The 21,960-nt window shown below is 67.8% G+C and carries 21 protein-coding genes and 1 pseudogene; 11 read left to right on the top strand and 11 right to left on the bottom strand.

All coding sequences use genetic code 11. From position 1 onward, the window contains the following. Nucleotides 1–231: 231 nt before the first annotated feature. Together GPX89_RS41685 and GPX89_RS41680 are read right to left on the bottom strand one after the other, a co-directional pair. On the bottom strand, nt 232–1,467 hold the full coding sequence (locus GPX89_RS41685) for a PucR family transcriptional regulator (protein ID WP_157393310.1): 1,236 nt from the start codon (nt 1,465–1,467) through the stop codon (nt 232–234). An 11-nt stretch (nt 1,468–1,478) separates the two neighbouring features. Beyond that, nucleotides 1,479–3,242: an AMP-dependent synthetase/ligase gene (locus tag GPX89_RS41680; protein WP_157393398.1), complete on the bottom strand. Its 1,764-nt coding sequence runs from the start codon at nt 3,240–3,242 to the stop codon at nt 1,479–1,481. Nucleotides 3,243–3,623: 381 nt separating this feature from the next. On the opposite strand from GPX89_RS41680, the gene glnA reads away from it, so the two are divergent. Beyond that, nucleotides 3,624–5,060, top strand: a complete 1,437-nt coding sequence (gene glnA / locus GPX89_RS41675; protein ID WP_328602932.1) for a type I glutamate--ammonia ligase — start codon at nt 3,624–3,626, stop codon at nt 5,058–5,060. Nucleotides 5,061–5,097: 37 nt separating this feature from the next. On the opposite strand, the gene GPX89_RS41670 is transcribed toward glnA, so the two are convergent. From GPX89_RS41670 to GPX89_RS41655, 4 genes are all read right to left on the bottom strand, one after another. Next, nucleotides 5,098–5,280, bottom strand: coding sequence for a hypothetical protein (locus GPX89_RS41670; RefSeq protein WP_157393309.1), 183 nt, complete (start codon nt 5,278–5,280; stop codon nt 5,098–5,100). A gap of 430 nt (nt 5,281–5,710) precedes the next feature. Continuing rightward, on the bottom strand, nt 5,711–7,903 hold the full coding sequence (gene helR, locus GPX89_RS41665; protein WP_328602931.1) for an RNA polymerase recycling motor ATPase HelR: 2,193 nt from the start codon (nt 7,901–7,903) through the stop codon (nt 5,711–5,713). Nucleotides 7,904–8,082: 179 nt separating this feature from the next. Continuing rightward, a complete protein-coding gene (locus tag GPX89_RS41660; RefSeq protein WP_157393308.1) occupies nt 8,083–8,556 on the bottom strand; it encodes a nuclear transport factor 2 family protein in 474 nt (157 codons plus the stop codon). A gap of 10 nt (nt 8,557–8,566) precedes the next feature. Further along, entirely contained in the window at nt 8,567–8,974 is a 408-nt protein-coding gene (locus tag GPX89_RS41655) for a carboxymuconolactone decarboxylase family protein (protein ID WP_157393307.1), read from the bottom strand. Nucleotides 8,975–9,065: 91 nt separating this feature from the next. Between GPX89_RS41655 and GPX89_RS41650 the strand changes: the two genes are divergently transcribed. The 3 genes from GPX89_RS41650 to GPX89_RS41640 all read left to right on the top strand — a co-directional run bounded on the left by GPX89_RS41650 (nt 9,066) and on the right by GPX89_RS41640 (nt 12,221). Beyond that, on the top strand, nt 9,066–9,845 hold the full coding sequence (locus GPX89_RS41650; RefSeq protein ID WP_198347842.1) for a helix-turn-helix domain-containing protein: 780 nt from the start codon (nt 9,066–9,068) through the stop codon (nt 9,843–9,845). Between the two features lie 483 nt (nt 9,846–10,328). Then, the gene (locus GPX89_RS41645; protein ID WP_157393305.1) at nt 10,329–11,834 is read left to right on the top strand and encodes a hypothetical protein; all 1,506 of its coding nucleotides are present in this window, start codon (nt 10,329–10,331) and stop codon (nt 11,832–11,834) included. 24 nt (nt 11,835–11,858) lie between these two features. Then, nucleotides 11,859–12,221, top strand: coding sequence for an arsenate reductase family protein (locus GPX89_RS41640; RefSeq protein WP_157393304.1), 363 nt, complete (start codon nt 11,859–11,861; stop codon nt 12,219–12,221). A gap of 206 nt (nt 12,222–12,427) precedes the next feature. On the opposite strand, the gene GPX89_RS41635 is transcribed toward GPX89_RS41640, so the two are convergent. Next, a complete protein-coding gene (locus GPX89_RS41635) occupies nt 12,428–12,883 on the bottom strand; it encodes a nitroreductase family deazaflavin-dependent oxidoreductase (RefSeq protein WP_157393303.1) in 456 nt (151 codons plus the stop codon). A gap of 128 nt (nt 12,884–13,011) precedes the next feature. On the opposite strand from GPX89_RS41635, the gene GPX89_RS41630 reads away from it, so the two are divergent. Continuing rightward, nucleotides 13,012–13,701: a TetR/AcrR family transcriptional regulator gene (locus GPX89_RS41630; RefSeq protein WP_157393302.1), complete on the top strand. Its 690-nt coding sequence runs from the start codon at nt 13,012–13,014 to the stop codon at nt 13,699–13,701. A 6-nt stretch (nt 13,702–13,707) separates the two neighbouring features. Here the strand turns inward: GPX89_RS41630 and GPX89_RS41625 are convergent, their stop codons facing one another. Continuing rightward, nucleotides 13,708–14,046: a DUF4873 domain-containing protein gene (locus GPX89_RS41625; RefSeq protein ID WP_328602930.1), complete on the bottom strand. Its 339-nt coding sequence runs from the start codon at nt 14,044–14,046 to the stop codon at nt 13,708–13,710. Beyond that, nucleotides 14,043–14,963: an AurF N-oxygenase family protein gene (locus GPX89_RS41620; protein WP_157393301.1), complete on the bottom strand. Its 921-nt coding sequence runs from the start codon at nt 14,961–14,963 to the stop codon at nt 14,043–14,045. The genes GPX89_RS41625 and GPX89_RS41620 overlap by 4 nt, the downstream gene beginning before the upstream one ends. 94 nt (nt 14,964–15,057) lie before the next feature. On the opposite strand from GPX89_RS41620, the gene GPX89_RS41615 reads away from it, so the two are divergent. Together GPX89_RS41615 and GPX89_RS41610 are read left to right on the top strand one after the other, a co-directional pair. Beyond that, nucleotides 15,058–15,822 (top strand): TetR/AcrR family transcriptional regulator, encoded by a 765-nt coding sequence (locus tag GPX89_RS41615; protein ID WP_328602929.1) that lies wholly within the window; start codon nt 15,058–15,060, stop codon nt 15,820–15,822. A 17-nt stretch (nt 15,823–15,839) separates the two neighbouring features. Further along, nucleotides 15,840–16,169 (top strand): hypothetical protein, encoded by a 330-nt coding sequence (locus tag GPX89_RS41610; RefSeq protein WP_157393300.1) that lies wholly within the window; start codon nt 15,840–15,842, stop codon nt 16,167–16,169. Between the two features lie 4 nt (nt 16,170–16,173). Here GPX89_RS41610 and GPX89_RS41605 read toward each other — a convergent pair whose 3' ends face one another. Next, the gene (locus GPX89_RS41605) at nt 16,174–17,397 is read right to left on the bottom strand and encodes a DUF418 domain-containing protein (protein ID WP_157393299.1); all 1,224 of its coding nucleotides are present in this window, start codon (nt 17,395–17,397) and stop codon (nt 16,174–16,176) included. 132 nt (nt 17,398–17,529) lie between these two features. Between GPX89_RS41605 and dop the strand changes: the two genes are divergently transcribed. The 4 genes from dop (at nt 17,530) to prcA (ending at nt 21,042) form a co-directional block, all read left to right on the top strand. Then, the gene (gene dop / locus GPX89_RS41600; RefSeq protein ID WP_157393298.1) at nt 17,530–19,029 is read left to right on the top strand and encodes a depupylase/deamidase Dop; all 1,500 of its coding nucleotides are present in this window, start codon (nt 17,530–17,532) and stop codon (nt 19,027–19,029) included. Between the two features lie 194 nt (nt 19,030–19,223). Then, entirely contained in the window at nt 19,224–19,418 is a 195-nt protein-coding gene (locus tag GPX89_RS45205) for a ubiquitin-like protein Pup (protein ID WP_033089305.1), read from the top strand. Then, the gene (prcB, locus tag GPX89_RS41590; protein ID WP_328602928.1) at nt 19,415–20,275 is read left to right on the top strand and encodes a proteasome subunit beta; all 861 of its coding nucleotides are present in this window, start codon (nt 19,415–19,417) and stop codon (nt 20,273–20,275) included. The genes GPX89_RS45205 and prcB overlap by 4 nt, the downstream gene beginning before the upstream one ends. Then, nucleotides 20,272–21,042 (top strand): proteasome subunit alpha, encoded by a 771-nt coding sequence (gene prcA / locus GPX89_RS41585; protein ID WP_157393297.1) that lies wholly within the window; start codon nt 20,272–20,274, stop codon nt 21,040–21,042. Before prcB ends, prcA begins: the two co-directional genes overlap by 4 nt. Before the next feature lie 575 nt (nt 21,043–21,617). On the opposite strand, the pseudogene GPX89_RS44125 reads toward prcA, so the two are convergent. After that, nucleotides 21,618–21,960 (bottom strand): annotated as a pseudogene (locus tag GPX89_RS44125) (Fe-S oxidoreductase); the annotation flags it as partial.

Here is a 21,960-nt window from a genome sequence, read left to right as displayed (position 1 = left end):
CGAGCCGGTCGAGCCTCCGGTCGCGCAATGCGGCGGCTCATCGTGCGGGGGGTGGCGACCACTGTCCGCGTCGTCCCGACAGGACCTGTACCCGCATTGCTCCAAAGAGCGTGTACCGCTTCCTGCGGGCGCGCGCCGACATGACGGGATTTCGCTGAGGGGACGATTCCGAGTGGCTCCTGAGCTCCGAGTTGCCGACGGGGCCGGTTTGCGGGGCGGGGCCGCCGCGGATCACGGTGTGAACGAGGCGGATTCGAGGCGGCGGGCGATGCGGGCGGCCGAGAGGGTCATGGCGTCGGTGGGGCGGTGCGGGTCCAGGCCGGTGAGTTCGTGGACGCGGGCCAGGCGGTAGGTGACGGTATTGCGGTGGATGTTGAGCAGGCGGGCGGTGGCCAGTTGGTTGAAGCCGGTGTCCACGAAGACTTCCAGGGTCTCGGCCAGCAGCGGCTGGGCGTCGAGCGGCGCGAGCACCGCGGCCAGACCGCTGCGTGCGGGACCGCCCGCGGCGACGGTGAATTCGAACATGAGGTCCGGGCGGCGGCAGATCGGGTGCGGGCGGTCCAGGCAGCGGCCGAGTTCGGCGAGCATGCGGGCCTCGGCGAACACGGCCGGAACCTCGGCCCGTGAGGCCGCGGTGGCGACGCCGACCCAGAATGGTGCGGGCGCAAGGGGTTTGACGCCCGACGCCTCGGCCGGGGGTGCGGCCTGCCCGAGCGCGGGCCTGGCGTGCTGACCGTGCGCCGGCAGGCGGCTGGTGAGCGCTGCCAGGGTCGCGGTGCCGTCGTCGCCGGGTTGCAGCGGCAGCAGCGCGGTCCAGCCACCGCTGTCCAAGCGCAGGAACACGCCCGGGATCGCTTCCACACGATGGCGCAGTTCGCCGGTGTCGCCGCCGCGGGTGGTCCCGAGCCGGAACACGGCCAGCAGGAACGCGTCCGGCACCGCGATGGCCGGTTCCTCGGCCCATTCGATGGGATCGCGACCGGTCAGCAGCGCGTCGGCGATGGCGCGCCGGCGTTCGAGCAACTCCCAGCGCGGATCGTGCGCCCGCTGCACGCAAGCGGTGGCGATCCGGGTGGTCATGAGCGTGACGTACTGCAGCAGCGACACCGCCGCGTCATTGAGCAGCTCCCGCTCCGGCTCGGTCGCGGTGTCCTTGAGCCGCGACCAGATGTACTCCGCACCCAGGCTGTAGCGGCTCAGCACATCCTCGAGGGTCTCCCCGTCGCGCACCCGGCTCAACGCGATCTGCACCAGCTCATGGGTGTCCTCGGCCGAGGGCGTCCGACCCGAGCGGATGAAGTCGAAGAACAGGTCCACATTCAGCTTGGTGCCACGCTCGAAACCGCTGGTGACCAGCGGTTCCGGCAGGGTTCGGTAGGGCCCGACGGCCTCGGGGATCTGTTCGCGCGCCACGACCGCGCGCCGGTACAGCTCCTCGAGCGCTCGGTCCCGCAATCGCGCGTGCATCAACTCTCCTACTACCCGTACAGCGACTCGATAGTAGCGGCGTAGTTGGTTGCTATCGGTTTGCGCCTGAGTTTTCCGGTTGCCGTGAGGTTGTCGCTGCCCGGGGTCCACACGTCCGGGAGCACCGCGAACTTCTTGATCTGCTCGACGCGGGAGAGCTTGGCGTTCGCCGCGTCCACGCCCTCTTGCAGGGACTTCAGCACCGCCGGGTCCTGGGCCAGGGCCGGAATGCTCCGGTCGGTTAGCTGATGGCGCTCGGCGAAGGCGGCGGCCAGCTCGGGGTCCAGGCAGATCAGCGCGGTGTTGTAGGCGCGGCCCTCGCCGATCGCGACCACCGTGCCCGCCAGGGGAGTGCTCTCGGTGACCGTGTTCTCGATATTGGTCGGCGACATGTTCTTGCCCGCCGCGTTGATGATCAGTTCCTTCTTGCGGTCGACGATCTCGAGGAAGCCCTCGGAATCGAGTCTGCCGATATCGCCGGTGTGCAGCCAGCCCTCGTCGTCGATGGTCTCGGCGGTCTTGTCGGGGGCGTTGCGGTAGCCGCGCATGACCATCTTGCCGCGCACCAGCACCTCGCCGTCGGCGGCGAGGCGGACCTCCGCACCGGGCAGCGGCCGCCCGACGGTGCCGATCTTGATGCGTTCGGGGCGGTCGACGGTCGCGCCCGCCGTGCACTCGGTCATGCCGTAGCCCTCGCACAGCGGCAGGCCCAGGCCCAGGAAGAACTCGTGGGTGTCCTTCGGGATCGGAGCCGACCCGGTCACCGCGATACGGATCCGGTCCATGCCCAGCTGGGTGCGAATGGTATTGAGCACCAGGCGATCCGCGAGCTGGAACTGCAGGTTCTGCAGGAAGTTCTGACTCCGGCCTTCCGAGGCCGCGCGGGCCCGGGCCCGGCCGGTGTTGATCGCCCAGCCGATCAGCAACCGCTTGACCGGACTGGCCTCGGCGGCGAAGCGTTCCTCCAGCGCCGCTTTCACCTTGACCCACACGCGCGGCACGCCCAGGAACACCGTCGGATGCACCTCGGTGAGCGCGGCCGCCACCTGCTTGAGATCGGGGGAGGTGGTGATCTGGCCGCCGGTCAGGATCGACAGGTAGTGCGCGAACCAGCGATTCGCGGCGTGCGCGTCGGGCAGGTAGGAGACGACCTTGTCGGCGGGGGAGCCGCCGCCGAATTCGTCCACCACGCGCGCGTTCTCGAGGAAATTGGTGTGGGTGAGCTCCACGCCCTTGGGCGGTCCGGTGGTGCCCGAGGTGTAGACGATGGTCAGCAGATCCTCGGGATCGACCGCGCGCCACGCGGATTCGAAATCGAAATCCGGATTCTGCGTCGCTTCGATCTCGGTGAGCGAGACGCACCCCTCCGGCGTCTCGTCCACGCAGATCACCAGCTCGACCGTGATCCCCTGCGCGGCGGCCTTCTCGACCGCGGCGAGGACCTGGGGTGCGAACTGGCGCTCGCAGATGACCGCCTTGTTGCCGGCGTTGCCGAACTGGTAGACGAGCAGATCCACGGGGTTGGTGTTGTACACCGAGAACGGCGTCGCGCCGGTGTGCAGAATCGCGGTGTCGCAGAGGTGGAATTCGGGCCGGTTGGTCATCATCAGCGCCACGGTGTCGCCGCGCCCGATGCCGCGCGCCGCCAGACCGGTCGCGATGGCGCGCACCCGCTCGCCGTATTCACGCCAGGTGATGGCGACCGCGCCGCCCAGCGTGCGCAGTGCGACCTCGTCGGGGTACCTGGCCACATTGGCCTGGAACGCCTCGACCATGGTGCGCGGGGCCGTCCCCGCAACCGGTGTTGAACTCACGACCTACCTCTGGCTCGAACATGGCCGGGGCAGCCACTGTCCCCGGGGCTGTTTCCAGCACACCGCACAAAGGACCGGCCGGGCCACTGGCAATGGAGAAGATCTGGCTCGGGCGATTTGTGCATAGTGACAATGGCGGGATCTGAACGGGTCGGTTTTCGATGTCACGTCACCGGCCGAATCGATCTCGGTGCGCGGAAATTAACGAATGATCTTGGTACGCAATCTGATTCGGGGACCGCGGTCGATCGTGGAGTCGTATCGTGTTAGCACGAACAGGACCGCCGGACCCCGACCGGGCCGTCCGATCGGGTAGGCGTGCGCGGCCACGAGGAGCGAGCGGTGATCACCCCTACCACCAGCGGAGTACAGGACTACATCAACGCCGAGGAAGTCGAATACGTCGACATCCGATTCTGCGACGTCCCCGGCATCCAACAGCATTTCTCGATCCCGGCCGCCATGTTCGGCCCGGATCTGGTCGAGAACGGCATCGCCTTCGACGGGTCGTCGGTGCGCGGTTTCCAGGCCATCCACGAATCCGACATGCTGCTGCTGCCGGATCTGCGCACGGCGCAACTGGATTCGTTCCGGGCCGCCAAGACGCTCAACATCAGTTGTTTCGTGCACGATCCCCACACCCGCGTCGCCTACAGTCGTGATCCGCGCAATGTGGCCCGCAAGGCCGAGGAATACCTGCGCTCCACCGGCATCGCGGACACCGCGTACTTCGGCCCCGAAGCCGAGTTCTACATCTTCGATTCCGTCCGCTACGACACGACCATGAACCGGGCCTTCTACGAGGTGGATTCGGCGTCGGCGGACTGGAACACCGGTGAGAAGTTCAATCCTGACGGCACCCCCAACCGCGGCTACAAGGTGCGGCCCAAGGGTGGCTACTTCCCCGTCGCGCCCTATGACGCGGATGTCGATCTGCGCGACCGCATGTGCACCAACCTGCAGGTCGCCGGGTTCGAGCTGGAGAAGGGGCACCACGAGGTCGGCACGGCCGGACAGGCCGAGATCAACTACAAGTTCAACACCCTGCTCGCCGCCGCCGACGATCTCATGCTCTACAAGTACATCATCAAGAACACCGCGTGGGAGGGCGGCAAGACCGTCACCTTCATGCCCAAACCACTGTTCGGCGACAACGGCTCGGGTATGCATGTGCACCAATCGCTGTGGAAGGAAGGCGCGCCGCTGTTCTACGACGAGGCGGGCTACGCGGGCCTGTCGGATCTGGCGCGCCACTACATCGGCGGCCTGCTCCATCACGCGTCCTCACTGCTGGCCTTCACGAACCCGACGGTGAACTCCTACAAGCGCCTGGTCCCCGGCTACGAGGCCCCCGTGAACCTGGTCTACAGCCAGCGCAACCGTTCCGCGGCCGTCCGCATCCCCGTCACCGGCACCAGCGCCGCCGCCAAACGCCTCGAATTCCGTTGCCCCGACTCCTCCGGCAACCCCTACCTGTCCTTCGCCGCCATGATGATGGCCGGCCTCGACGGCATCGTGAACAAGATCGAGCCCGCCCTCCCCGTCGACAAGGACCTCTACGAACTCACCCCCGAGGAAAGCGCCGAAGTCACCCAAACCCCCGGCAGCCTCGAAGAAGTCATCAACCGCCTCGAATCCGACCACGAATACCTCACCCAGGGCGGCGTTTTCACCGAAGACCTCATCGACACCTGGATCCGCATCAAACGCGAATCCGAAATCGCACAAATCAACCTCCGCCCCCACCCCTACGAATTCGAGTTGTACTTCGACGTGTAGACCGGGCCACCGGTAGAAAGGAACATGCGGACCCGCTTCACGATCGAGCGGCGCCGACGTCGAGCCCGGGCCGAAGTTGGCGGACATAAACGTCCTGTGTCGCACGAGCGACAACGTTGCCGTCGGCGTCGTGGATCGTTGTCGTATGCGTGGTGATCGATTTGTCGCCATCGCTGGTCGCAAGCCGAATCTCTTCGGCTTGCGCGGCATCGAGTTCCATTATCGCGGTGACGATCCCGCGCCCCGGAGCAATGAACTCGATCCCGGACCTGGCACTCCAGACCCGATAACCGTCACCGGGCCATGATCCCGAAGAACGGATCGGTCATCGCGTACAGCGTCCTCCGAATGCCGCCCCATCGATATTCCGATTCCAGGGACGAACCCGATGCGACACCGCCGAAGGCAACCGCACCGAATCCCCAATTCCACTTATCCCGAAGCCCGACCAGCCGAGCCGCTCCACCTTATGCCAGCACGCCGAAGGCGACCTCGGGCAGTAGCCACATCGACCGCCGGGATCCGAGGTAGGTCGGTCCTGTCCTCGCCCGCTTGTCCGCTCGAGTGTCAGGCGGACAAGGGGTGATGTCGGTCGTCATCGGCGACATCAGGCGGTGAACCCTTCCTACCCGCCGGGCGTGGTCCGGGTCCTACTTCGACATGGCACGGTCGGCCGGGTGCAGAGCGCTGAGGGATTGCGGGAGCGGGGTTCCATGTAGGACGCCGAGGCGTTGGGTGGCGCGGGTCAGGGCGACGTAGAGTTCGGCCGCGCCGCGGGGGCCCTCGGCGAGGATGTGGTCGGGGTCGACCACCAGGACGGCGTCGAATTCGAGGCCCTTGGTTTGGGAGGCGGGGACGGTGCCCGGCATGCCGGGTGGGCCGATCACGATGCTGGTGCCCTCGCGTGCCGCCTCGTCGCGGATGAATTCCTCGATGGCCGAGGGCATCTCGTCGACGGGCAGTCGGCGGGACCACGGTTGGACGCCGCAGGCGCGGACCGACTCCGGGGGTTGGACGTCGGGAGCGAAGTCGGCCAGGACCCCGGCCGCTATCGCCATGATTTCGGCCGGGGTGCGGTAGTTGACGGTCAGGGAGCGGTAGAGCCAGCGGCCGGGGACATAGGGGTCCAGCATCGCGGCCCAGGAGGTGGCGCCCGCGGGGGAGCTGCGTTGGGCGAGGTCGCCCACCACGGTGAAGGAGTGGCTGGGGCAGCGTCGCATCAGGACTCGCCAGTCCATCTGCGAGAGCTCTTGGGCCTCGTCCACGACGATGTGGCGGTAGGTCCAATCGCGGTCGGACGCAGCGCGTTCGGCGAGTTCGCGAGTGTCGCGTTCGACGAAGCGTTCGGCCAGGTCCTCGCCGTAGAGGAGGTCGGTGGCGAAGAGGTGGTCCTCGTCGTCCATGTGGTCGGCGCGGTTCACCAGCAGATCCAGAACGCCTTCGGCGTAGGCGGCCTGGGCTTTTCGCTCGCGTTCTGCGGCGGCCTGCTCGGCGGTGGTGTCGCGGCCCAGCAGGTCGGTCAGCTCGTCGAGGAGCGGGATGTCCGAGATGGTCCAGGCCGCACCGTCTTCACGGTAGAGGGCCTGGCTCGCACCGGCCGCGCGCAGGCGGTCGGTGGACGAAAGCAGTTCCGCCAGCAGCTCTTCGGGCTCCAGGGTCGGCCACAGGTCCTCGATCGCGGCCCGGAAACCCTCGTGTTCGGCGAGCTCGCCGCGCAGGTCGGTGCGCATGTTCTCCCACGCCTCGCGGTCGTCGCGGGTCAGCCAGCCCTTGCCGATGCGGGCGATGGCGCGTTCGGTCAGCGCCCAGGTGAGGACCTCGAGGAACGCGGGACGGGCCTCGTTGTGCGGCCGCCCGCTCGCGCGCGCCTCCTCCCGCGCCCAGCCCGCGATATCGGCGTCGATTCGCACTGTGACATCGGTCAATTCGAGCGAGATCGGCTCCCGCGGCACCCGCTGCCGATCCGCGACGGCCGCCTCGAGGACGTCGAGGATCTTCAGCGAGCCCTTGAGCCGCGCCGCCTCCGGAGTGTCCTCGGCGGTCACCTGCAGTCCGGGCATGAGTTCGCCGGTCGTGGTGAACACCACGTTCGTCTCACCCAGCGACGGCAGCACCCGCCCGATGTGCTTCAGGAAGGCCTTGTTCGGGCCGACCACGAGCACTCCGTTGCGTTCCATCTGCTCGCGCTGGGTGTAGAGGAGATACGCCACCCGGTGCAGCGCCACCACCGTCTTGCCGGTGCCGGGTCCGCCCTCGATCACCAGCACGCCCGGGTGATCGAGGCGGATGATCCGATCCTGTTCGGCCTGAATGGTTGCCACAATGTCGCGCATGCCCTCGCCGCGCGGCGCGTTGACCGCCGCGAGCAATGCCGCGTCACCGCGCTCGCCGTCACCGGGGCGGCCGAAGACCTCGTCGGTGAAGTCGGTCACTTCCCGCCCGCGCGTGTGGAACTGGCGACGGCGGCGCATGTTCTCCGGGCTCGCGGCCGTCGCGATGTAGAACGCCTGGGCCGCCGGGGCCCGCCAATCCATCAGCAGCGGTTCGAATTCGTTCGCCTCGTCGAAGATTCCGATGCGGCCGATGTAGGAATGCTCGCCGGTCACGCTGTCGAGCCGCCCGAAGCACAAGCCGTTGTCGGCCACGCCCAGCCGCCTGATCTCGCGGGCCAGCACCCGTGCCTCGGCATCGCGCTCCACCAGCACCGTGGCATTGCCGCGCACGGTCAGCGTCTCGTTGTAGCGGCCCTTCACCCGCGCGCGCTCGGCGTCGAGCCGCTCGTACAGCCCGGCCACGTACTCCCGCTCCGAGCGCAGCTCGTTCTCATACCCCTGATCGGTCACCCGGCACCACACCTTCCCGCTTGGCCGTCCCCGCCCGCTGCGGACACCATTTCCGCAGGTTGCGGCCTTAGGTCAGCGATTGTGCGCCATTACCGGGGCCTTGTGGCAAGCCCCCCACTGTGTTATATGGTTGAAGGGGAGAGAACGACGATCCTCTCCATTCCTTCTTCCTCGAATCCCTAAACGGTCTCCGGTCGCTGCCCTCCCGAGGCCAGGGTCATGATGTCCTTGTTGCCGTCGGCCCACTGTGCGGTCATCACCACGCGATCGATCTTCCATTCGCCCTCCACCAGGCGCAGTCCGATGCGGTAGAGGCCGCCGAGCGTCCAGCGCGGCGAACCGAACCGGTTGGCCAGGAAGTGGACCGCCTGGAAGACCGCGGTCAGTTCGGCGCGGTCGCCGTCCACGGTGACCAGGTGGTTGCCGAGCAGATGCTGTGTGGCGTCGAAGCTTCCGATGAACTTCTCCCAGTCGGCGCGGACGAGCGCCGGGGTGACGGTGCTGGGCTCGCCGCCCCAGATGCTCGAATAGTCCAGGGTCACCTCGTCGGCGAACACGCTCGGGAAGCTGTCCCAATCGCTGATGTCGATGTACCAGAACAGGCGAGTGGCGGCCTCGATGATGTCGGCGCGCTGCTGAGCGGTGGCGTTCATGTCAATTCTCCTACTGTGCAATGGAATCGGTGAGGGGTAGCAGATCGCGCGCGGCGAGCACGCCGCGGGCGACGGTCATGGCGGAGAGCACGCGGGGAAATCCCGCGTAGGGGAGGGCCTGCAGGACCGCTTCGACGATCTCGCCCGGTGTCACACCGGCATTCAGCGCGGACCCGAGATGGGCCTCGAGCTGCGGCCGGGTGTCACCGAGCGCGATGAGCGCGCCGATGATCACCAGTTCGCGGCGACCGGCATCCAGTCCGGGCCTGGAATGGATGTCGCCGTAGGCGAATTCGACGGCGAAGCGGTGCAGATCCGGTGCGATATCGGCCAGCTGGCCATAGACCCGGCCCCGGATGCCTCCCGGCCCTCCGAGCTCGGCCTGGCGGGCCGCTCCCCGCTGGAATCTCTCGTTCATGATTCACAGCCTGCTCGGCCCGCGAATCCGCAACCAGTGCACGCCGTGCCTCGTACTCCCAGGGCCACCCACGCTGTGCCAGACTTCGGGCATGGCAGTGCGTGAGGACCTGGCGGAATTCCTGAAGTCCCGGCGAGCGCGGGTGGATCCGCAAGAGTCGGGCCTGCCGCCCTCGGGCCTGCGCCGCGTCCCCGGCCTGCGCCGATCCGAACTGGCCCACCTGGCCGGCATCAGCGCCGAGTACTACCAACGCCTGGAACAGCGCCGCGCCGCCAACCCGTCGCCCGAAGTACTCGAATCGCTGGCAACGGCCCTGCGGCTCAATCCCATCGAAACCGAGCACCTGCACGCCCTCGCGCACCCGCCCCGCATCCTCGAAACCGCGGCCCCCGCGCCCCGCCCCGAACTGCTGCGCATGCTCGATCTCATCGACAAGGCCCCCGCGGTGGTCATCACCGACCTGTTCGACGTCCTGGCCGCGAACCCCCTCGCCCACTACGTCTTCGGCGACATGGCCGACAAGAACATGGCCCGCGCACTGTTCTTCGACCCCGCCGCCCACGACTTCTACCGCGACTGGGACGACGTCGCCGCGGCCACGGTCGCCCAGCTGCGCCGCGTCGCGGGCCTGTACCCGAACGACCCCGCCACCCTCGCCCTCATCGACGAACTCGCCACCGGCAGCACGGAATTCGCGGCCCTCTGGCCCACCGGCGACGTCGAACTGCGCACCCACGGCGGCAAACTCATCCGCCACCCCCACTCCGGCGACCTCAGCTTCTCCTACGAAAACCTCGAACTCCCCGGCGACCCCCGTCAGCGCATCGTCACCTTCACCCCCGACCCGGGCACCATCCTCCCGGTCCTCTGACCCGGCTCTCGGGCTTGGTGGCCGAGGAAATGGCGCGAGCCGCTTCCCGGCTGCTTTCCGAAAACGGGCTGCGCGGTCGCAAATACGCCATCGACGCGGTGTTGGCCACTGGCGATGCGGCAACCGCGGCCGGGTGGTCCTGATGACCTCGGATCCAGCGGATATGCGGGCCCTGTGTGGCGATGCGGTGCGCATCATCGCACTGTGAGGAAGTCCGACGCGCCGAGGGGTGGATACGTGTCGGGCGGGCGCGTTGTCGTTAGATTGGGGGCAGAACGGATCGGTCGTGACGCGAGATTGCCCGCAGGGAGGCGGGTTCGGGTCACGGTGCGGGAATACCGTTGTGACACAACGTGCCACGCGAGCAACCACGCGTGGTCATGTGGGGTGGGTTGAAACTATGACCTTTACCTCACTGGCCGCGCGCGGTGGTGGTGCGGTCATACGATCCGGGGCTGACATATGCGGGAAGGCGAGTAGGCCATGGATCGAAATGCGTTCGTCGAAGTGATGAACGACGCGAGCGGCATGCTGGAAGCCGGGCTGGCGCAGGAGGCGCTGGCACGGTTGGCGGCGTTCGACGACGGCCTGGTCGTGGCGCCCGAACCCAAGGATTACGGCTGGATCGTGTCCTACCGCTTCCGATCCGCCTTCGCCGCGGGCGATTACGCCCAGGCCCTGCACCTGGCCGAACACGGACCGGCCCGATTCCCGGCCGACATCCCGCCCGCCACCATGGCCACCATGTACTCGATGGCCGTCGAGGCCGCCACCCAGCAGGAACTCCCCGACAGCGCCGTCATCATGGCCGACCGCTGCATCGAACTCAGACGCGCGCACGGCGAACACTCCGAAGTGCTGATGGCCGCCATGACCGCCTGCACCCTGCTGGGCGACCTCGAAAGACACGACCTGGCAAGCAGATACGCCCAGCTGCTGATCACCGAGGGCGTCGGCCACGACGACTACCGCGGCTACGGCTACTACGCGCTGTGCGCGGCCATCGAACAGGGCGTCGGCGGGCACCTGATCGACACCCTGCGGGCCGGTCGCGAATGGCTCGAGAGCCAGGACAACGAATTCGCCCGGGTCGCACTGGAATATCTGCAGAGCGCACCCGCCCTGCAAGGCCCGCTCGCCGTCAACCTCGATCTGGCCGACCCGCTCGGCAACGGAGTTCCGCTCTCCGACCCGCTGAGCGAGGGCGCCGCCGCCGAACCGCCCGCCAGCGCCGCGCCCTACCCGCCCGCGAATGCCGCGCCCTACCCGCCCGCGAACGCCGCGCCCTACCCGCTCGGCAACGGCGCGCCGCTGCCGGAGGCCCCCAGCCCCGCCGATTCCATGCAGACCCAGTACCTGCCAGTCGGTGACGGCCTCCCGCCCGCCGCACCCGGCCCACAGCAGCCGCCCCCCGAACAGATCGCCGGCGGCGAGACCGCCGACGCCCTCATGGACGCCAACCGTCCCGGCATCGCCGCGGCCGCCTACCGGGCACTCATCGACGACGCCATCGGCACCGGCCGCCCCGACCCGCTCATCATGGGCAAGGCCACCCTCGGCATGCTCACCGCCCTGATCTTCGACAACCGTGTCGGGGAGGCGCATTCGGTATGGGTCGACGAGCAGGGCCCCACCTACCTGGGTATCTGGTCGCTCGAGAACGGGCAGACCTCCGTCCACGACGCCATCGCCTACAACCTGGTCGCCGCGTTCCTGCACTCGCTGAGCACCGGCGACCCGAACGCCGCCAACCACGCCGTCGACGCGCTCATGACCCGAAACGTGGAGTGGGCCTACGAGAACGACCCGCAGGTCGTGCCCGCCATGATCAACACCTGGCGCCGCCACTTGCTCGAGATCCACAATGGCGAACCCGCCCCCGAATACCGCTGGCAGCTCACCCAGGCTGAACAGCGCTGGGGCCACCCCGTCCCCGAGGGCGGCCTGTACTGGATGCGCCCCTACCGCTGGGTCGTCGACTGGGTCTGAGGCGCTCGCCCTAGGCTGGAGCCCATGGCAGCGACCGAAATCTGGCACAACCCGCAGTGCTCCAAGAGCCGTGCCGCCAAGAGTGTCCTCGAGGAAACCGGCGCCGACTACACCGAACGCCGCTACCTCGACAACCCGCCCTCGGAAGCCGAAATCCGCTCGGCCCTGACCAAACTCGGCCTCGAGCCCTGGCAGATCACCCGCACCGCCGAGGCAGAAGCCAAGGAACTGGGCATCTCGAAGTGGGGCAGGACCCCCGCCGACCGCGACCGCTGGATCGAGGCTCTCGCCACCCACCCCCGCCTCATCCAACGCCCCATCGTCTTCACCGCCGACGGCCGCGCCTACCTCGCCCGCGACGAGGACACCCTCAACGAACTCCGCTGACCCACAACACCTACCAACCAAGACCAACATGCACTCAGGAACGCGACCCGGACAAATTCCGCCCCTCATTGCATGTTGATCTTGAAAACTGACGACGACAGCCCCGTGACGGAATCCACGGGGCTGTTTTGTCTCTTTTTCTAGGCGCGCCGGGACACACGAGCGGTACTGATTCATCCCGCCGGGATGCCCGGGGTGCGCAATGATCAGGCCAGCCGGAAAACGGGAAACCCCGGCGCGATGTCCGCGAGTTCGGCGTCGGTGGCGTCCTGGGTGACGCCCTCGAAGAACCGCCCGACTTCCCAGCCCCAGCGGTCGAGGTAAGCCCGCAGAACCGGGATCTTGTCGGCATCAGCGACTTCGGTGGCGGTGAATGCCTCGACCTTGCGCCCGAGCCGGATCTCCCCGGCCCCCGCGACGCGGAGGTTGCGGACCCACTGGGTGTGGCCGCGCGGCGCGACCAGGTACCGATTGCCGTCGTCGGTGGTCAGGACGTTGACGAGGGTGGTCCGCCATTCCCCGGACTTGCGCCCGCGCACGGCCAGCAGCCGCCCGCCCGCCACGTCGATCCCGAGCTTGGGAAGCCAGTTGGCGATCCGGTTGAAGATCGGGTCCATGCCCGTCGGGCCGATGTAGCGGGTGGCTGCGGTGTGGGTGTCCATGACGACTTCCTTCGAGTCTTAGAGAGCGGTGCTCTCTGTTGAGAACAGTGTGCTCGCATCGTCGACGCAAAGTCAAGAGCACTGCTCTCGAAATATTGCGGTGTTCCGATTCGTGGCACACTGTCCGGATGAGCGTTCCCCGGACCGCCCGCGCACGGGCCCGAGCCGAGATCACCCGCGAGATCACCGACGCCGCCCGCCGCCAACTCGCCGAATCGGGCGCCCCCGCGCTGTCCCTGCGTGCGATCGCCCGCGAGCTGGGCATGGTGAGTTCGGCGCTCTACCGCTACTTCCCGAGTCGCGACGAACTGCTGACCGCACTGATCATCGAGGCCTACAACGCCCTCGGCGACACCGCCGAACGCGCCGTGGCCAACGCGGAAACCCCCCGCGCGCAGTTCCTCGCCGCATCGAATGCCGTGCGCGACTGGGCGATCGCGCACCCGCACGAATACGCACTGGTGTACGGATCCCCGGTGCCGGGATATCACGCACCGGAGACCACCATCGGCCCGGCCTCGCGCGCGCCGATCGCGATGCTGCAGATCGTGCACCGCGCCTGGGAGGCAGGGACGCTGAGCGTTCCCGGCGATGCGCTGACCCCGGACCTGTCGGCCCAATCCGCGAACATCGCGGCCATGATCGCTCCCGGCTTGCCGGAACCAGCGGTGGCGCGGGCATTCATCGCACTGACCCAGCTGTTCGGCATGGTGACCTTCGAACTGTTCGGCCAGCTCGACAACAGCATGGATCCGGCCGGGCCGTTCGTCGCCTACGCGATGGAAGCCATGGCCGACTTCATCGGTTTGTCGGCCTGATCCGGCTCACAGCGGAAACGGCGGCGCGCCGATCCCGGTGATGCGCAGATTCCCCCATGGATCGCGTTCCTGGAGCACGCCGGGCGCGGGGGCCCCGCCGGGAACGGTGAGGAAGACCTGCCCCCGGCCGGGTTCCGGAAGTTCCGCGCCACCGTCCTCGGAAATTCGTCCGTACCAGTGGAATTGGCCGTCGGTCGGGTCGAGATGCCCGGTCAGTGCCACCCGCACCGCCACCTCGGCGCCCGGCGCGTCCAGCAGCGCGGGCCCCGAATAGTCCGGTGCCGGTTCGGGATCGGTGAGTTCTTCCCGTGGCTCGGTCGCGCGCCGGGTGCGCCGGAACCTCACAGCAGCCCTCGCCGCCGCCAGATGCGCTTGCCGATGGGCCCGATCAGCCCCTGTTTGTCCAGGAACGCACCGAGATTGGCGGCCCCGAGCCCGAGTGCCCGCCGCGAATGCGGATTGGCGCGCGCCATCTTCCGCGCCGCCCGCCCGTCCTCGATGCCCGCCCGCGCGTACATGTGCCAGTTGGTCATCAGGTACACGAACAGGGGAGCGGCCACCGCGACACACAGTCGCGTGTACCGCATTTCGGCCCTGGACATGGTCGGCACCCGGTGTGCCAGGGCATCTCGCGCGAACCCGATGTGCCGCGCCTCCTCGGTGACGTGAATCCGCATGGCGCGCGCCACCAATGGCTGCAGTTGCGGATCCTCGAGCGTGCGGCGCTGGATGGCGTCGAAGATCTCCTCGCCCACCAGCGCCCCGACCCACACCATGGAGCCCTGCAGGAACAGTTGCAGCGAGGCGATCGTCCAGCGTTCGAATCGATTGGGCCAGTAGGGCCGCGACTCGATGCGGTCGATGAGCTTGCCGAACATCATCATGTGCCGGCATTCGTCGCCCATCTCGGTGAGCGTGTAGTGCGCGTGCCGCGAGGTCGGATCGCTCGCCATGAGCTCGCGCAGCAGCAGCCGGTTGAGCAGGTTCTCGAACCAGATGCCCACCGAGAGCACATTGGCCAGTTCCTCGCGGGACAGGTCGCGCCGCTGCTCGGGTGTCATCGCCTCCCACAGCGGTGTGCCGTAGAGCGAGATGACCTCCGGTGGCAGAAAGAGCTTGTCCGGATCCAGTGGCGCATCCCAGTCCAGGTCGACCACGGGGTCGTAGGACTTCTTCACCGATCCGGTCAGCAAACGCTGGGCGAAGGACTCGCGCGGGGAGAGTGCGGTGGGTGTCGGGCTGGTGACAGCGTTGTCGCCCATGACAGCTCCTGACTCTTTACTGATACAGGCTGTTACACTCAGATTAGTGGTACATGCTGTCTCGGTCAACGATGAGGTGAGTATCGTGAGGCGAGTGACCGGCACCCGACGCAGACCCTCGCAGGCGACTCCTGGGCACCGAGAATCCGCCGCGGACGGCCGCAGTACCCGCTGGGACGGCCACAAGGCCCGCCGCCGCGCCGAGATGCTCGACGCCGCGCTGGCCGTCATCGAGGAGAACGGCACCGAGATCTCCGTCCAGCAGATCGCCGACCGCCTGCACGTCCCGCGCCCGGTCGTCTACCGGCACTTCGACGGTCGCGCCGACCTCGACGACGCCATCCGCCGCCACATCGTGGAATCGCTGATGGCCGAACTGCTTCCGCGCCTGCACCCCGACGGCACCGTCCGCGAGCTGGTGCGCGGCGCGGTCGGCACCTATGTCGGCTGGGTGGAACGCCACCCGCACCTGCACCGCTTCCTCGCCGCCGCCGACCCGCACGGCGACTCCGCGACCGTCCTGGCCGGTGCCCGCGACCGGATCGGCGGCCAGCTGGCCGACCTGTTCGCCGACACCCTGCAGCGCTTCGGCATCGACCGGAACCGCGCCCGCCCCATGGCCTTCGGCACCGTCGGGTTCGTCGACGGCGTGGTCAACAGCTGGCGTGCCGCCCCCACCCTCACCTCCGAGCAAGTCGAGGGCATCCTCACCGAATCGGTCCTGGCGCTGCTCGAGGGCAACGCCCGCAGCCTGGATGTGCCGCTCACCCGCGACACCGTGGTGAGCGAGCTGATGGCCCGCGCGCAGCTGAGCCCGCGCAGCCCGGCGGGAGTTGCTACGGTGGTCGCCGACCTGTAGTCCCGGATGGAGGTCGCGTGCGTGAATCCCTGGGCGCGGCGCTGATCCGCACCACCGTGCTGGCCGGTATCGGCTGCGCTCTCACGGTCGTGGCCGCCCCGCTCGCCGCCGCGGATGTCGAGCTGCCGGACGGCCTGCACTGCGATGTGCTCGACTGCCGCAACGACACCGATCAGGACTACGCGATCTCGGGCTCCATGCAGTGCGAGTACGGCGACTCCGACGGGGGCGGCAATTCGAGCACCGAGGATTTCGCCGATATCGTCCCGGCGCACACCGTCTTCCGGCTCTCGGGCTGCCTCGGCGGACAGTCGCCCTACCTGCGCTCCATCGACTGGGTGAGATAGACCGTCAACGTCCCGCGCCGGTCAGGGCGCGATAGCTGCGATTCCACAGCCACTCCACCGGGCCGCGATCGACGCGCCGCAGCCAGAAGTGCGCGAACATCAGCATCAGCGGGCACACCAGCACATAGATCCCGACGGTGAACGGCACCCGGGAATTGGCCGAGACCAGGCCCGCCAGGCCCAGACCCCAGCCGTAGCACAGCAATCCCGCCACCAGGTTCTGAAGGATGTAGCAGCTCAACGCCATTCGGCCGACCTCGCCGAAGCGGCGGCCCACCCAGCCCGGACCGGGACGGTGGGCGTAGACCTCGGCGACCAGGGCGAGCAGGCCCAGCGAGACGACGGGCGCGGTGCCGTAGCGGGTGAGCAGGATGAGATCGCCGCCGGCCATGCCCAGCACCAGGTCGAGGGGCGCCGCGATGGCGAGGCCGATCACCATGAGCCGCTTGCGGATCCGCGCGCCCTCGACCTCGAAGATTCCGGCCCGGAACAGGCGTGCGCCCAGCAGGAACAGGGCGATCGACATCGGGAAGATGAAGACGGGTTCGAGCCGGAACAGCAGGATGTGATCCCAGCGGAACGCCACCAGATCCCAGAACGAGCCGTCCGCATAGGGATTCGGATCCAAGGGCTGGTGGCCGCCGGAATCGCTGTCGGGTGCGACGGTGATCGCCACCGCGATCAGCGAGAGCATCGTCAGGTGGATGCTCGCCGCCGCGATCAGCCAGCGTCGCTGGGCCCGCTGGCTCGTCGCCAGGATGAACGCCACCACCAGTCCGGTGAGCGCGTATCCCATGAGCACGTCGAATTCGGCGACGAAGAAGAAGTTGACCAGTCCGTCCAGCAGCAGCAGCCCCGCCCGCACCGGATATCCGCCCGGCCAGGCCCGCCCGCCGCGCACCGCCGATCGCTGCTGGATAGCCAGCCCGATGCCGAACATGATGGTGAGCAGTCCGAGGAACTTCCCTTGTGCCAGTTGTTGCAGCAACCGCTCGGTCCACAACCACATGCCGTGCGGTTCGTCACTGCGCGTGATATATCCGAGCAGCCCTTCGGCATTGGTGAAGATCCAGATATTGGTGCCGAGCGTGCCCAGAATGGCGATGCCGCGCAGCACGTCCAGCGCGGGTAACCGCCCCGAACGAGGCTGCGTGGAAACGGGATTCGGGTCGTCGGCGACCGTCGTGACCAGGGGCGCGGGGCGCGGAGCGGAAGCCGGATCGACCATGCCGATCATTGTGTCGTCGCCCCTGCGTCATTCGGATCGCCCGCGAGGACGACCGGGTGTACGACTCGCGAATGACCCGAACCCGGACAGTCCACCCGCGTCACGGCGTGTCCTTCGCCTAGGCTCGAACCCATGCAGCGCATCATCGGAATCGAGGTCGAGTACGGCATTTCGACGCCTACCGAGCCGTCGGCCAACCCGATTCTCACGTCGACCCAGGCGGTGCTCGCCTACGCCGCGGCCGAGGGCGTGCCGCGCGCCAAGCGCACACGCTGGGACTACGAGGTGGAATCGCCGTTGCGCGACGCGCGCGGTTTCGATCTCGGCAGGCTCAACGGGCCCGCGCCGGTGATCGATGCCGACGAGGTCGGGGCGGCGAACATGATCCTCACCAACGGGGCTCGCCTCTACGTCGACCACGCCCACCCGGAGTACTCCGCGCCCGAGGTCACCGACCCGCTCGACGCGGTCATCTGGGACAAGGCCGGAGAACGCGTCATGGAGGCCGCGGCGCGCTACGCCTCGAGCGTGCCCGGCGCGGCGCGCATGCAGCTGTACAAGAACAACGTCGACGGCAAGGGCGCCTCCTACGGCACCCACGAGAACTACCTCATGAGCCGTGAAACCCCGTTCAACCAGATCATTCTCGGGCTGACGCCGTTTTTCGCGTCGCGCCAGGTGATCTGCGGTTCCGGCCGTGTCGGGATCGGGCAGTCCGGCGATACGCCCGGCTTCCAGCTGTCCCAGCGCGCGGACTACATCGAGGTCGAGGTCGGCCTCGAGACCACCCTCAAGCGCGGCATCATCAACACCCGCGACGAGCCGCACGCCGACGCCGACAAGTACCGCCGCCTGCACGTCATCATCGGCGACGCCAACCTGGCCGAATGGTCCACCTACCTCAAGGTCGGCACCACCGCCCTGGTGCTCGACCTGATCGAGGCCGGCGAGGACCTGTCGGATCTGCAGCTGGCCCGCCCCGTCACGGCCGTGCACACCATCAGCCACGACCCGACGCTGCGGGCCGCCGTCGCCCTCTCCGATGGCCGCGAACTGACCGGCCTTGCGCTGCAACGCATCTACCTCGACCGGGTCGAGAAGTTCATGGACCGCATCGGCAACGACGACCCGCGGGCCAAGGACGTCATCGAGAAGTGGGCCCATGTGCTCGACCTGCTCGAGCGCGACCCCCTCGAAACCGCCGACCTGCTCGACTGGACCGCCAAACTGCGCCTGCTGGAAGGCATGCGCAACCGCGAGGGCCTGTCCTGGGCGGCCCCGAAACTGCATCTGGTCGACCTGCAGTACTCCGACGTCCGCCTGGACAAGGGCCTCTACAACCGCCTGGTGGCCCGCGGCTCCATGCAGCGCCTGGTCTCCGAGCAGCAGGTGATGGACGCCATGACCAACCCGCCCACCGACACCCGCGCCTACTTCCGCGGCGAGTGCCTGCGCCGCTTCGGCGCGGATATCGCGGCGGCCAGCTGGGATTCGGTCATCTTCGACCTCGGCGGCGACTCCCTGGTCCGCATCCCGACCCTGGAACCGCGCCGCGGTACCAAGTCCCACGTCGGCAAACTCCTGGACGGCGTGCACACCGCCTCGGAGCTGGTGCAGCAACTGACTCACTAGTAGTCCCGGAAGAGGGGTACGCGGAGCAAACCGCGTACCCCTTTTTCATGTCCATGACATGGCATCCAGGAGATCGCGGGCACAGCACAATGGCGTTTAATCCGGCATGTTCTCGGTGGCGGTGGGTAGTGTTGGGGGACGAGCATCGGATCTTCTCCGGTGCTCGCCGATGATCACAGAGGAGGTCGGCTGCTATGGCACAAGAGCAGACCAAGCGCGCCGGTGGCGGCGACGAGGACGAGGGCCCGGTCGGCGACGGCGGGGCGGGACAGGAGCGTCGCGAGAAGCTGGCGGAGGAAACCGACGACCTGCTCGACGAGATCGACGACGTGCTCGAGGAGAACGCGGAGGACTTCGTCCGTGCGTACGTTCAGAAGGGCGGCCAGTGACCCAAGGTGACCCCCTGCGGCTCCAGTTGGGGTTCGCCCAATCCTCTTTCTCCGAGTACCTGCGTCTCCACGCACCGGAATTGTTGCCCGGCAACGGAATCGGATCGAACGGCACGCACCCCAATCCGGGCGTGCCGTCCGATATCGCTCCGCACGGCACCACCATCGTCGCGGTCAGCTACCGCGGCGGTGTGCTGATCGCCGGCGACCGCCGCGCCACCCAGGGCAACCTGCTGGCACAGCGTGACATCGAGAAGGTGTACATCACCGACACCTACTCCGCGGCCGGCATCGCCGGTACCGCGGGCATGGCGATCGAGATGATCCGGCTGTTCGCGGTGGAGCTCGAGTACTACGAGAAGATCGAGGGCGTCCCCCTCACCTTCGACGGCAAGTCCAACAAGCTGTCGAAGATGGTGCGCGACAACCTCCCCGCGGCCCTGCAGGGCCTCGCGGTGGTGCCGCTGCTGGTCGGCTTCGACCCCGATGCGCAGGACCCGGACAAGTCCGGGCGCATCGTGTCCTACGACGTGGTCGGCGGACGCAGCGAGGAGCGCTTCGGGTACACCGCGGTGGGGTCGGGTTCACTGTTCGCCAAGTCGTCGCTGAAGAAGACCTACACGCGTGGCCTGAATCAGGATCGGGCGTTGCGGATCGCGATCGAATCGCTCTTCGACGCCGCCGACGACGACACCGCCACCGGTGGGCCGGACACGATGCGCAACATCTACCCGACCGCGATCGTGATCGACGCCGAGGGCTCCGAGGAAGTCACCGAGGAGCGGCTCAAGGAGATCACCCGGGCCATGGTGGAGGAGCGGGCCGCGCTGGCGGCAGAGGGGATCGGCGAAGCATGACACTGCCGTATTACGCGTCCGCCGAACAGATCATGCGCGACAAGACCGAACTCGCGCGCAAGGGCATCGCGCGCGGTCGGTCGGTCGTCGTGCTGGTCTACGACAAGGGCGTGGTGTTCGTGGCCGAGAACCCCTCGGCCACCCTCCACAAGATCAGTGAGTTGTACGACCGCGTCGGCTTCGCCGCCGTCGGCAAGTACAACGAGTTCGAGGCGCTGCGCCGCGGCGGAATCCTGCAGGCCGACCTGCGCGGATACCAGTTCGACCGCCGCGACGTGACCGGGCGGTTCCTGGCCAACCTGTACGCGCAGAGCCTCGGCACCATCTTCACCGACCAGCTCAAGCCTTATGAGGTGGAGATCTGCGTCGCGGAGGTGGGATACCCGGAGCAGTCCTCGAATTCGGTGCTCTACCGCATCAATTTCGACGGATCCATCGTCGACGAACGGGAATTCGTGGTGATGGGCGGCAACACCGACCCGATCACCACCGCCCTCAAGGCGTCCTACAAGCCCGGCCTCGACCTGCATTCGGCCATCACCACGGCGGTGGCCGCGCTGCAGAAGGCTGTTCCCGAAGGGGACAAGGACAAGTCCCGGACCCTGAGCCCCGGGTCGCTCGAGGTGGCGACTCTGGAGCAGGGGCGTCCGCGGCGGGCGTTCCGGCGGATTCAGGGCGCGACCCTGCAGGAACTGGTGACCGGCAAAGCGCCGAACGCCAAGGCTGCGGCCGAGGCTGAGAAGCCGTCCAGCGGCGACCCGTCGTAACCCGCAGCGGCGCAAGCAGATCCCGCGAATCGGGATTAGGCCCCTTTGCACTCCGTGCGAGAGTGCAAAGGGGCCTTGCTATTTCGAGTCTCGGGCGGAAGTGCCAAAGGACAAAAGACGCCTGGATCAGGGAGAGGGGGCTGACTGGGTCGGGAGCCCGAGCTCGGTTCCAGCCTCCTCGAGGCCAGAACCGCGTTGGCCTCCCAGCGTGGATGCCCGGTTCCAGCCCCACCCTTACGCCGAGTGGCACATTTTTCCGGACGAACCGGACATAACCCCTCCAAAATGTGCCACTCGACGAAAGGGCCACGGCGTGTTGGGGATTCGGGGCCGTGTCGGGATGGGGAGGGAGGGTGTTTTGGGTCTTTGTCTTTGTGTTTTGTCTCGAGAAGGTGATGCGTGCAGTCTGTGGGCTGGTAGGTGAGTTATGGCTCTCAACTTGGCGTCAGCCCAAGTCCGGTAGGGCAGGCGACGTGCCCACACTTCCTCGTTGTTCTGCGCACGCTAGTGCAACTCGAGCATCGGTGGGGCAATCAGCCCACAAGGCCCCACCTTTGGAGATGCTCGAACCCGAATTAGGGACGTGAGTCCTGCACAACCGCCGCCCGCGCGCCGGGCTTCTTGACAGCCCCCTTCATGGCCAGCCCGCCAGGCTTGGCGGCCGGAGTCGCGGGTGTCTGGCCGGTGGCGGCATCAGCTTCGATGGGAGTCGCAGCGGCGGAAGCGGTTTCGGTCTTCGCGCCCGGTGCCTTGGCGGCGCTCTTCATCTGCAGGCCCTTGCCGCCGGGGGATTTGAGGCCGCCCTTCATGCCGAGTCCGCCCGGCTTGGCGGTCGGCGTCGCCGCCTCGGCGGTGGCTTCCGCGGGAGCCTCAGCGGCAGCGGGAGCCTCGGCCGGAGCCTTCGCGCCTGGTGCCTTG

The sequence above is a fragment of the Nocardia terrae genome, from assembly GCF_009760405.1.
Classification (GTDB): Bacteria; Actinomycetota; Actinomycetes; order Mycobacteriales; family Mycobacteriaceae; genus Nocardia; species Nocardia terrae.
The sequence above is the reverse complement of the archived record's forward strand: the minus strand, read 5'-3'. Positions and strand labels throughout refer to the sequence as shown.